Origin of the sequence: Pseudonocardia sp. C8, from assembly GCF_014267175.1 — a bacterium.
Lineage (GTDB): Bacteria > Actinomycetota > Actinomycetes > Mycobacteriales > Pseudonocardiaceae > Pseudonocardia.
Genome location: NZ_JACMTR010000002.1, coordinates 1,956,265 through 1,966,682 on the forward strand (window position 1 = coordinate 1,956,265; position 10,418 = coordinate 1,966,682).

The window sequence follows — 10,418 nt, forward strand, 5'->3', positions numbered from 1 at the left end:
CGCTCAGCAGGTGGCGGTGAGCGCGGCCCAGGCCGCGCGGGCCGGGCCGTTCCACCGGGCGTGCAGGGTGCGGAACAGCTCCGCGGCCCGGGCCCCCGCCCACCGCTCCGGCAGCAGCTCGGCGGGCAGCTCCGGGTCCACGAACGGGAACCGCCGCCAGGCGTGCACCAGCCGGACCTGGCGGGCGAGCACGTCCTCGGGGTCGGGGCGGTCCAGTGCGGGGGCGAACTCCTCGAGGAACTCCTCGTAGGCCTGCTCGATGCGGTCGAGGTCCCAGGCCTGCGCGACGATGTCGGCCGGCCGCCCGATCGCCCCGTACCGGCCGACGAACGAGGAGCTCGTCCCGCTCAGGTCGAGCTCGTCGAGCACGGCGGCGACCTCGGGTTCCTTGCCCGGGTCCGGCGACAGCCACACCCCGGGGGCGGGGGAGCCGAGCCCCGCCCACGCGAGCCGGGTCCGCAGCCGGTGCCGCAGCCGTCGCCGGGACTCCGGGACGGACGCGAGCAGGACCAGCCACCGGCCGTCCCACCCGGTGGCCGGGGAGCCGAACCCGTAGATCCGGGTGGCGCCCTCGGACAGCAGGCGCTCACCGGCGGGCGTCAGCGACCAGCGGACCCGCCGGCCGTCCCGGTCGGAGGTCAGCAGGCCCTCGGCGGCGGTGCGGGCCAGCGCCTGGCGGGCCGACTTCGACTCCACCCCGAGCGCGCCGAGCACCTCCAGCAGGGCCCGCGTCCAGACCGGCTCCCCGGCCGGCAGCACGAACTCACCCAGCACGGTGAGCAGCAGCGAGCGCGCGGACGCCTGACCGAGGTCGCGGCGGCGCGGCGCCGGCTCGTCCGGCAGGTCCGGATCGTCGGCGCCGGCGGTGCGGGAAGGGGTGGCCATGGTCGGACCAGCCTAGATGCCGGTACGGCGGTGCACGTGCGACCGCCCCGGCCGGACCGGTCCGGCGGGGGTCGCCCCGCCGCCACACCCGATGCGCTCCACGGAGATCCGTTTTCGCCGCGCCGGGAACAACCGGCGGGGTCCGGCTCGTTGGGCTTCGTATGGCCACCGTGGAACTGACCACCGACAACTTCAACGACGTCGTGGGCGCGCCCGGGGCGACCGTCCTGATCGACTTCTGGGCGTCCTGGTGCGGACCGTGCAAGCAGTTCGCGCCCGTGTACGACGAGGCGTCGGAGAAGCACCAGGACGTGACCTTCGGCAAGGTCGACACCGAGGCGCAGCAGGAGCTGGCCGGTGCGTTCGGGATCTCCTCGATCCCGACCGTGATGGCCGTCCGGGACGGTGTCGTGCTCTACTCCGAGCCCGGCGCCCTGCCCGCGGAGGCGCTCGAGGACCTGATCGGCCAGGTCAAGGCGGTCGACATGGACGAGGTGAAGGCCGCCGTCGCCGAGCAGGAGAAGCAGCAGGGCTGACTCCCGGCCCACACCCCCTGACCACCGACCGGCCCCGCACGCCACCGGCGTGCGGGGCCGGCCCGTCTCCGACGCGCGATGAGTTCTGCTCTCGAACGCCGTCGGTACGGGGGAGCGGGAAACGCGACGAGGGAGGGCCCAGCCATGTCTGCCGTCACCATCGACCGGGTCGACGCCGGGCTGACCGCGCTCCGGGCCGCCGCGGGCGAGCGCGGCATCCCGAAACGCGACCTGTTCGCGCTGGCCAAGGAGACCGCGGAGCTCTCACCGCACGAGGTCGAGGTGCTGCTGGACCGCGACGATCCCGACGCGCGCGTCGTCGCAGTGAGCATCATGGACTTCCAGGCGCGCCGGCGGCGGCTCGACCCCCGGCGGCGGAGGGAGCTCTTCGAGCTCTACCTCGGCCGCCACGACCGGATCGACAGCTGGGATCTCGTGGACCGTGCTGCGCCGTACGTGGTCGGTGGGTACCTCGCGGACCGGCCGCGCGACCCGCTCTACCGGCTGGCCGCGTCGCCGCACTGGTACGAGCGGCGGACCGCGATCGTCGCGACGTACTTCTTCATCCGCCGGGGCGAGCTCGACGACACCTTCGCGATCGGTGACCTCCTCGCGCACGACCCGCACGACCTCGTCCAGAAGGCAGTCGGCGGGTGGACGCGCGAGGCCGGCAAGCGTGACCGGGGCCGGCTACTGGCGTTCCTGAACCGGCACGCCGTCACCATGCCGCGGGTCGCGCTGCGGTACGCCGTCGAGCATCTCGAACCGGAGCTGCGCCAGCATTACCTCGGGCTCGCCCGTGGCGCCGCCGAGCCCCGCTGACCGCTCCCGGGCCGGCCGCGCGCACGGCCTCGCCGCACCTGCTCCCTGGCGTTGCGGGCGTTGGGAGTTCTCGCCGCCCGGCTGAACGTGGGCCGTCGTCGTCCCCTGGTGCACGGCGTAGGAGGCGGGTACGGCAGGCTGCACGCCATGGCGATCAACTGGGGCCCGGTCCTGCGCAAGGCCGCCGACCTGGCGATGCAGCTGCTGAAGGACACGAAGGAGCCGCAGCGGCGGTCCACCGCACCGCCCCGCGGCGCCCCGGCCGGCGGGGTCCGCACCGCGCCCACCGGGGACCGCGCCCGGGAGATCGTCTACGCGCCCGAGCCGGACGGCGCCGCCGACCCGGGCGAGATCGTCTGGACCTGGGTCCCCTACGAGGAGGATCCGAACCAGGGCAAGGACCGGCCGCTGCTCGTCGTCGGGCGCTCCGGCACGGACCTGCTCGGCCTCATGCTGTCCAGCCAGGCCCACCGGGCCGACGACCCGAACTGGGTCGGCGTCGGCTCCGGGCCCTGGGACCGCACGGGCCGGGCCTCCTACCTGCGGCTGGACCGGGTGCTGGAGGTGGACGAGCACGGGATCCGCCGCGAGGGCGCGGTGCTGGACCGCCCGCAGTTCGACCGGGTCGCCGAGCAGCTGCGGTCGCGCTACGGCTGGCGCTGACGGCGCGGGTGCGATCATGGCGGCATGCCACGGGCAAGCCGCAAGGACGACGTGCTCCGCGCCGCGGAGAAGGTGTTCGCCGAGCACGGGTACGAACGCGCGACCATGCGGCTCATCGCCGACGAGGCCGGGGTCCGGCTCCCGCTGGTCGTCTACCATTTCGAGACGAAACTGAACCTGTACCGGTCGGTGTTCGAGGCCCACCAGTACCTCAACGAGCAGCGGCTCGAGCGACTGCGCGCGGTCGACCTGGACGCGCCCGACGCCCTCGACGAGATCGTCGCGGCCTTCCTCTCGATCGGCCGGGTCGATCGGGACGACCTGCGCAAGCAGCGCTACCTCCGGTTGGTGCTGCGTGAAGCGGGCGACCCGCTGTCCGGGGAGCGCGGCATCATCGCGGACCTGTTCGACCCGATGGCGCGCGAGTTCATCGCGGCGCTCGAGACCGCCGTCCCGAGCAAGCCGGCGGGGTTCCACCGCTGGGCCTACATCTTCTCGGTCGGCGCGCTGACGATGTCGAACTTCGACGACCGCGAGCGTGCGCTTGCCGCCGGGGCATCCAGCGCGGTCGACCGCATCGACTTCCTCCAGGACTACATCGTCGCCGCACTGCGGCACGGCTGAGCACGACACCGGTGCACCGCAGGCAACCGCTTGCCATCGAGACTGAACGTACGGACAGTCAGGGTTCCCTGGTGGTTCCGGAGGATCCGATGACGCAATCTTCCACGTACAAGTGGGTCGTTCTCGTCGGCACGTTCATCATCTACATGAGCGACGCCATGGAGATCGCGATCCTGTCGTTCACCCTGCCCGCCATCTCGCGGGAGTTCGGGCTGGTCCCGCTCGAGGCGGGGTTCCTGGCGACGGCCACACTGCTCGGCATGGGCGTCAGCGGGCCCGTGATGGGCTGGCTGGCCGACAACCGGGGCCGGCGGTTCGCACTGATCGTCTGCCTCGGCATGTTCGCCGTGCTCACGGCGGTCGTCTACGTGGTCCCGAACTTCGAGACGTTCCTGGTCCTGCGGTTCCTGGCCGGGATCGGGCTCGGCGGCGTCTGGAGCATCATCTCGGCCTTCGTGGTCGAGACCTGGCCCGCGCACCAGCGTGCCAAGGCCGTGGCGTTCGTCCTCGCGTCGTTCCCGATCGGCAGCGCCGTGGCAGCCCAGCTCGCCCGCGCCCTGCTGCCGGACTGGCGGCTGCTGTTCCTCGTCGCGGGGGTCGGAGCGGTGCTCCCGCTGCTCATCGCGATCGTGGCGCTCCGGGAGTCCGGGGCCTGGCAGGCGAGCCGCGCGGCGGCACCCGCGACCGTGTCGGTCCGGGAGATCTTCCGGCCCGGCCTGGCCCGCGTGACGATCCTGGCGAGCGGGGTCGCGATCTGCACCTTCGTGGCGTACTACGGGACGACGACCTGGCTTCCGAGCTACCTGCAGAACGAGCGCGGCCTCGACGGGAGCACCGTCGGCCAGTACATGACCTGGCTCAACCTCGGCATGTTCGTCGGATACCTCGCGTTCGGCTGGGTCGCCGACCGGTACGGCAAGAAGCTGGCGCTCACGGCGTCGCTCCTCGGGGCGGGCGTGCTCATGCCGGTGTACGGGCTGGTGACCGACCAGTCGGCGTTGCTGTGGCTCGGCCCGCTCTACGCGTTCTTCATGACCTTCGCCGGGCTGTTCGGCTCCTACCTGGCCGAGCTCTACCCGACGGCCGTGCGGACGACCGGTGCCGGATTCTGCTTCAACCTCGGCCGGGGCATCTCCGCGTTCGCCCCCATGGTCCTCGGCGGGATCGCCGCCGCGGCCTCGCTGGCACTGGGGCTGGTGATCAGCGGCGGCATCTTCCTGCTCGGTGCGGTACTCATGTTCTTCCTGCCGAAGGCCCCCTCGGACACCCGCGACGCCGACTCCGGCGCCCTGGAAGGGATCACCAGTGCGACGACTCGTTGACATCTCGGTCCCGCTGCAGGGCGGGATCGCCTCCGATCCGCCCGGCCACGAGCCGTCGATCACCTACATCGACCACCAGCAGTCCACCGCGGACATGCTCCGGTTCTTCCCGGGCGCGACACCGGGCGACCTGCCCGACGGCGAGGGCTGGGCGATCGAGCGGATCGAGGCCACCACCCACACCGGCACCCACCTCGACGCCCCCTACCACTACGCGTCCACCATGGACGGCGGGCAGCGGGCCATCACGATCGACGAGGTCCCCCTGGAGTGGTGCTTCCAGGCCGGGGTCAAGCTGGACTTCCGGCACCTCGACGACGGCCACGTCGTGACCCCCGCCGACATCGACGCCGAGCTCGACCGGATCGGGCACCGGTTGCGCCCGCTGGACATCGTGCTGGTCAACACCCGTGCGGGCGCCCGGTACGGCGAGGACGACTACGTCGCGACCGGCTGCGGGGTCGGCCGTGCGGCCACCCTGCACCTGCTGGAGCAGGGGGTCCGGGTGACCGGCACCGACGCCTGGAGCTGGGACGCCCCGTTCCGGTTCACGGCCGAACGCTACGCCCGCGACGGGGACGCCTCGATCATCTGGGAGGGGCACCGGGCGGGCCGCGAGATCGGCTACTGCCACATCGAGAAGCTGCACAACCTGGAGAGCCTGCCCGCCACCGGGTTCCAGGTCGCCTGCTTCCCGGTCAAGATCCACGCAGCCTCGGCCGGGTGGACCCGGGCGGTGGCGATCGTCGAGGAGGGAACGGAATGAGGATCGGGTCACTGGAGCTGGCGGGCGCCCGCCGGTACGGCCGGGTGACCGGGGACGACCTGGACCTCCTGGCCCCGGGCTGCGACCCGCTCGCCCTGCTGGACCCGGACCGGGCCGGCGAGCTCGCCTGGGAGGGCCGGGTGCCGTGGGACGGCGCGGGCCGGCTCGCACCGCCGGTCCCGGTGTCCACCGTCCGCGACTTCATCACCTTCGAGCAGCACACCGCCGGGTCGCTGCGGTCCGTCGTCGGCTCGGCGGAGGTTCCCGAGGCCTGGTTCGAGGCTCCGGCGTTCTACTTCACCAACCCGCACGCGGTGATCGGCTCGGGCGAGGACGTCCCGGTCCCGCCCGGGAGCGAGCTGTTCGACGTCGAGCTGGAGGTCGGGATCGTCATCGGGCGGGCCGGGTACAACCTCCCGGTCGACCGGGCCTGGGACCACATCGCGGGCCTCACCGTGCTGAACGACTGGTCCGCACGCGACCTGCAGCGTGCCGAGATGCGGGTGGGGCTCGGCCCCGCCAAGGGCAAGGACACCGCGACCACCCTCGGGCCGGTCCTGGTCGGCCTCGACGAGCTCGCGGGGGCGCGGCGCGGTGACCGCTACGACCTCGACATGGAGGTCACGGTCAACGGGAGCCGGCTCGGCGGGGACTCGCTGGCGAACATGGCCTGGTCGTTCGCCGAGCTCGTGTCCTACGCGAGCCGGGGAACCTGGGTGCGGCCCGGCGACGTGCTCGGATCGGGCACCTGCGGTGGTGGCTGCCTGGCCGAGCACTGGGGCTGGTCGGGAGACCGGTCCCCGGCTCCGCTGGCCGTCGGCGACGTCGTCCGGATGACCGTCGAGGGAATCGGGACGATCGAGAACCGGGTCGTCGCGGGGCCGGAGCTGCACCCGGTGCCGGCCGCCCGGCGGGTTCCGTGGTCGGAGCCACCGGCGCCGCAGCTGCGCCGACGGCCGGCCATCGGCTAGGCTGACGATCATCATGGAGCTCTGACGACGTACCCGACCGCGGACGCGGCCCAGGCCCCCGCGGTCTCCCTCTGTTCTCCGGAGGAGACGTCGTCGTGTCACCCGTCACCGACCTGCGGGCCGTCGCCGCGCACGGCCTGGTCCGCTCCTACGCCACCCGCGCCGGGCGCCCGCCCGTGCTCGACGGCATCGACCTCATCGTCGCGCCCGGCACCCGGCTCGGGCTGATCGGGGAGAACGGCAGCGGCAAGTCGACGCTGCTGCGGCTGCTCGCGGGCGTCGACCGTCCGGACGCCGGGACCGTCGAGACGCCCGCCGACCTCGTGTACCTGCCCCAGGAACCCGACGCCGGCGCGGACGGCACGGTCGGGTCGCTGCTCGACGGTGCGCTGCGCCCGCTGCACGAGGCGGTCGCCGAGCTGGAGCGCCTGGCCGCGGCGATGGCGGCCGGTGCCGACGTGGGTGGCGACTACGACCGGGTCCTCGCCTGGGCCGTGGCGCACGACGCCTGGGACGCCGACCGCCGCGCCGGGATCACCGCCGGCACGCTCGGCGTCGCCGGCCTCGACCGGGACCGTCCGGTCGCGACGCTGTCCGGCGGGCAGCGGACCCGGCTGGCACTGGCGGCGGCACTGGTCCGCCGGCCCGCGGTGCTGCTGCTCGACGAGCCCACCAACCACCTCGACGACGACGCCCTCGACCTGCTCGAACGCTCGCTGGTCGAGCTGCCCGGGGTGGTCGTCGCGGCCAGCCACGACCGCACGTTCCTGGACCGGGTCTGCACCGAGCTGTTCGACCTCGACGCCGGCGCGCTCGGCACCGACGGCCGCGGCGGGCACCGGTTCGGCGGCACGTTCACCGCCTACCTGGAGGCGCAGGCCGCGAGCCGGCGCCGCTGGGAGGAGCGGTTCGCCGCCGAGCAGGAGGAGATCGCCCGGTTGCGGGCGCGGACCCGGACCGGCACCGAGGCCGTGGCCCCGGGGCGCGGCCCGCGCGACAACGACAAGTTCATCGATAAGTTCAAGGGCGCCAACGTGGAACGGGCCCGGGCCCGGCGGGTCGCCGACGCCCGGCGCCGCCTGGAGGTCGCCGAACGCGAGGCCGTGCCGAAGCCGCCGCGGCCGTTGCGGTTCGCCGGCCGGCTCACCGCCGCCGACGAGGGCGACGGCCTCGCCGTTCAGGTACGCGACCTGCGCGTCGACGGCCGGGTGAAGCTCGACCTGCTCGACCTGCCGGTGGGGGAGAAGCTGCTGGTCAGCGGGTCGAACGGGGCCGGGAAGTCGACGTTGCTCGCCGTGCTGCACGGGGATCTGGTCCCGGGCTCCGGGACCGTGGACCTCCGGGCGCGGCGGGCCGGGCCGCACCGCGAGGTGGCCCCGGGCTCCGGCACGGTCGTCGTCCGGGCGCGGCGGGTCGGGTTGCTCGCCCAGGACCCGGACGTCGGCCCGGCAGGCCGCACCGCCCGCGACGCCTACGCGGCGCTGCTCGGCCCGGACCTCGCCGAGCGGGTGCCGCTGCGCGACCTCGGGCTGCTGCATCCGCGCGAGCACGGGACCGCGGTGGGGGCGCTGTCCCTCGGGCAGCGCCGCCGGCTGGCGCTGGCCGTCGCCGTCGCCGACGCCCCCGACCTGCTCCTGCTCGACGAGCCGACCAACCACGTGTCGCTGCGGCTGGCGGGGGAGCTGGAGGAGGCGCTCGGGACGGCGCCGGGCACCGTCGTCGTCACCTCGCACGACCGCCGGCTGCGGTCGCGGTGGACCGGTCCGGAGCTCGTCCTGGCGGGCGGTTCGCCGTGACCCCACCGCCCGGCCCGTCGCGGTGGGAAACTGGGCCGATGACCCGCTCTCCGCCGTCACCGGACGACGGCACCGAGCCGGCCCGCAACGAGAACGAGCTGGAACGGCTGGACCGGCACTGGATCGAGCTGCTGCAGGAGCTGCGGGTCGTGCAGACCGGCGTGCAGCTGCTGACCGGGCTGCTGCTGACCGTCCCGTTCCAGTGGCGGTTCCCCCAGCTCGACGACTTCCAGCGCGGGCTCTACCTGGTCGCGGTCTCGCTGTCGGTGTGCGCCACGGCGTCGCTGATCGCGCCGGTGGCGCTGCACCGCGCGCTGTTCCGCCAGCACGCCCGGCCCGCGCTGGTCGACTCCGGCCAGCGGTTCGCCGTGGCCGGCCTGGGGATCCTCGCGCTGGCCGTCGTCGCGGTCGTCTGGCTGATCTTCGACCTGGTGCTCGGGCGGGAGGGCGCGCTCCTCGCGGCGGCGCTGGCGTTCCTGCTGTTCGCCGTGCTGTGGACGGTCGGGCCGTGGCGGCGGCGCCGCCGCGCCCGGCGGGAGAGGTGAGCAAGCGTGCGCCACCGTCGTGCCGTCACGGGGAGGACGGCGCGGTCAGTTCGGGCTGTGCGCGTCCGGGTGGAACGTGCCCTGCGGCGCCGGGACCGCCCGCAGCCGTCCCAGCAGCCCGGTCTCGCGGGTCAGCAGCCGGCGGACCTCGCGCAGCCGCTGCACCGGGCAGGTCTGCTCCAGCAGGTGCTGGCGGTCGACCAGCGGCAGCAGGCAGTCCCCGGCCAGCAGGTGCGCGAGCGCGGAGACCGGGGTGTCCTCGTCGGGCTCGGACCAGTCCCCGCTGCGCCAAGCGGTGCGGCAGTAGCCGCGGTGCGCCGCACGGGCGGCCCGCTCCAGCATCGTGACCAGCCGCGGATCGGTGCCGGGGGCCGCGTCGGGGACGAACTCGACCTCGGCGCACAGGTACGGGCGGGCGCCGTCGTCGATGTCGAGCACCCGGAACCGGCGCGCACCCCGGGTGACCACGTCGTAGCGGCCGTCGGGCAGCGGCCGGGCGTCGAGCAGCACCGCGGTGCAGCCGACGGGATACACCCCGTCCGGCCCGGACCGGTCCGGATGGTGTCCCTCGCGGACCGCGACGACCCCGAACTCCTTGCCCGGCACGACGCCGGTGAGCAGGTCGGCGGTCAGCCGGCGGTACCGCGGTTCGAAGATGTGCAGGGGGAGCGCGACACCCGGCAGCAGCACCGTCCCCAGCGGGAACAGCGGCAGCGTCGCAGGCACCGGTTCACGGTAGTACGACCCCGGTGCTCCCGCCCGGCCGCGACGGGTCCGGCCGGGCCGGGGGCCGCAGCACCGCGAACGCGTCCGTCACGCGCAGGGTGCGGTCGGTGAACCGGAACAGCGCCGCGGGACGCCCGCCGGCCCGGCCGGGCGGGGCCGTCTCCCCGGTCGGCTCCAGCAGGTCGCGGCGAGTCAGGACGCGCTGCAGGTTGGTCGCCGACACCGAGTGGCCGAGCGCGGCCACGTAGTGCTCCCGCAGTGCCGAGATCGTGAACTCCGCCGGGGCGAGCGCGAAGCCCAGGTTCGTGTAGGACAGCTTGGCGCGCAACCGGTCCCGGGCCGAGTCGACGATCCCGGCGTGGTCGAACGCGGTGGCGGGGAGCGCGTCGACCGGGTGCCACCGGGTGTCCGCCGGCAGCGCCGGGTCCGCGTCGGACGGGACGAGCCCGAGGAACGCGGTCGCGATCATCCGCGGGCCGGGCGTGCGGTCCGGGTCGGAGAACACCGACAGCTGCTCCACGTGGGCGATCTCGCGGACGTCGACCTTCTCGGCGAGCTGCCGGCGCACCGAGGTCTCCACGTCCTCGCCGGCGGCGAGCCGCCCGCCCGGCAGGGCCCACCGGCCCGCGTCCGGGTCCAGCGCGCGCTCCCAGAGCAGCACCCGCAGCCGCCCGTCCCGGATCCCGAGCACGGCGGCGAGCACCTCGTGCAGGACCGGCGGCGACGTCACGGCCGCCAGCGTAGGGGCCTCCCGGCAACCGA

General features: G+C 74.3%; 12 protein-coding genes. 9 read left to right on the plus strand and 3 right to left on the minus strand.

Annotated elements, in window-relative coordinates; all coding sequences use genetic code 11:
- Positions 1–3: 3 nt before the first annotated feature.
- The gene (locus H7X46_RS09780) at positions 4–885 is read right to left on the minus strand and encodes a PaaX family transcriptional regulator C-terminal domain-containing protein (RefSeq protein WP_186359101.1); all 882 of its coding nucleotides are present in this window, start codon (positions 883–885) and stop codon (positions 4–6) included.
- A gap of 161 nt (positions 886–1,046) precedes the next feature.
- Here H7X46_RS09780 and trxA point away from each other — a divergent pair, with 161 nt between their 5' ends.
- The 9 genes from trxA (at position 1,047) to H7X46_RS09825 (ending at position 8,930) form a co-directional block, all read left to right on the plus strand.
- On the plus strand, positions 1,047–1,421 hold the full coding sequence (trxA, locus tag H7X46_RS09785) for a thioredoxin (RefSeq protein WP_186359102.1): 375 nt from the start codon (positions 1,047–1,049) through the stop codon (positions 1,419–1,421).
- Between the two features lie 144 nt (positions 1,422–1,565).
- The gene (locus tag H7X46_RS09790; RefSeq protein ID WP_186359103.1) at positions 1,566–2,243 is read left to right on the plus strand and encodes a DNA alkylation repair protein; all 678 of its coding nucleotides are present in this window, start codon (positions 1,566–1,568) and stop codon (positions 2,241–2,243) included.
- A gap of 147 nt (positions 2,244–2,390) precedes the next feature.
- Positions 2,391–2,906 carry a type II toxin-antitoxin system PemK/MazF family toxin gene (locus H7X46_RS09795; protein WP_186359104.1) on the plus strand — a complete coding sequence of 172 codons (516 nt, stop codon included), beginning with the start codon at positions 2,391–2,393 and terminating at the stop codon, positions 2,904–2,906.
- 24 nt (positions 2,907–2,930) lie between these two features.
- Entirely contained in the window at positions 2,931–3,530 is a 600-nt protein-coding gene (locus H7X46_RS09800) for a TetR/AcrR family transcriptional regulator (protein ID WP_186359105.1), read from the plus strand.
- Between the two features lie 89 nt (positions 3,531–3,619).
- A complete protein-coding gene (locus H7X46_RS09805; RefSeq protein ID WP_186359106.1) occupies positions 3,620–4,852 on the plus strand; it encodes an MFS transporter in 1,233 nt (410 codons plus the stop codon).
- Positions 4,836–5,618 (plus strand): cyclase family protein, encoded by a 783-nt coding sequence (locus H7X46_RS09810; RefSeq protein WP_186359107.1) that lies wholly within the window; start codon positions 4,836–4,838, stop codon positions 5,616–5,618. Before H7X46_RS09805 ends, H7X46_RS09810 begins: the two co-directional genes overlap by 17 nt.
- Entirely contained in the window at positions 5,615–6,589 is a 975-nt protein-coding gene (locus H7X46_RS09815) for a fumarylacetoacetate hydrolase family protein (RefSeq protein ID WP_186359108.1), read from the plus strand. Before H7X46_RS09810 ends, H7X46_RS09815 begins: the two co-directional genes overlap by 4 nt.
- Before the next feature lie 95 nt (positions 6,590–6,684).
- Positions 6,685–8,385 carry an ATP-binding cassette domain-containing protein gene (locus H7X46_RS09820; RefSeq protein ID WP_186359109.1) on the plus strand — a complete coding sequence of 567 codons (1,701 nt, stop codon included), beginning with the start codon at positions 6,685–6,687 and terminating at the stop codon, positions 8,383–8,385.
- Between the two features lie 38 nt (positions 8,386–8,423).
- Positions 8,424–8,930 (plus strand): DUF6328 family protein, encoded by a 507-nt coding sequence (locus H7X46_RS09825; RefSeq protein WP_186359110.1) that lies wholly within the window; start codon positions 8,424–8,426, stop codon positions 8,928–8,930.
- A gap of 45 nt (positions 8,931–8,975) precedes the next feature.
- Here H7X46_RS09825 and H7X46_RS09830 read toward each other — a convergent pair whose 3' ends face one another.
- Together H7X46_RS09830 and H7X46_RS09835 are read right to left on the minus strand one after the other, a co-directional pair.
- Positions 8,976–9,656 carry an LON peptidase substrate-binding domain-containing protein gene (locus H7X46_RS09830; RefSeq protein ID WP_186359111.1) on the minus strand — a complete coding sequence of 227 codons (681 nt, stop codon included), beginning with the start codon at positions 9,654–9,656 and terminating at the stop codon, positions 8,976–8,978.
- 4 nt (positions 9,657–9,660) lie between these two features.
- Positions 9,661–10,386 (minus strand): NUDIX domain-containing protein, encoded by a 726-nt coding sequence (locus H7X46_RS09835; RefSeq protein WP_370588683.1) that lies wholly within the window; start codon positions 10,384–10,386, stop codon positions 9,661–9,663.
- Positions 10,387–10,418 lie beyond the last annotated feature (32 nt).

Bases quoted from the DNA above. Each gene is read 5' to 3' on its own strand.
- H7X46_RS09825 (WP_186359110.1), top strand. From the start codon at position 8,424: ATGACCCGCTCTCCGCCGTCACCGGACGACGGCACCGAGCCGGCCCGC.
- H7X46_RS09815 (WP_186359108.1), top strand. From the start codon at position 5,615: ATGAGGATCGGGTCACTGGAGCTGGCGGGCGCCCGCCGGTACGGCCGG.
- H7X46_RS09780 (WP_186359101.1), bottom strand. From the start codon at position 885: ATGGCCACCCCTTCCCGCACCGCCGGCGCCGACGATCCGGACCTGCCG.
- trxA (WP_186359102.1), top strand. From the start codon at position 1,047: ATGGCCACCGTGGAACTGACCACCGACAACTTCAACGACGTCGTGGGC.
- H7X46_RS09795 (WP_186359104.1), top strand. From the start codon at position 2,391: ATGGCGATCAACTGGGGCCCGGTCCTGCGCAAGGCCGCCGACCTGGCG.
- H7X46_RS09800 (WP_186359105.1), top strand. From the start codon at position 2,931: ATGCCACGGGCAAGCCGCAAGGACGACGTGCTCCGCGCCGCGGAGAAG.
- H7X46_RS09790 (WP_186359103.1), top strand. From the start codon at position 1,566: ATGTCTGCCGTCACCATCGACCGGGTCGACGCCGGGCTGACCGCGCTC.
- H7X46_RS09805 (WP_186359106.1), top strand. From the start codon at position 3,620: ATGACGCAATCTTCCACGTACAAGTGGGTCGTTCTCGTCGGCACGTTC.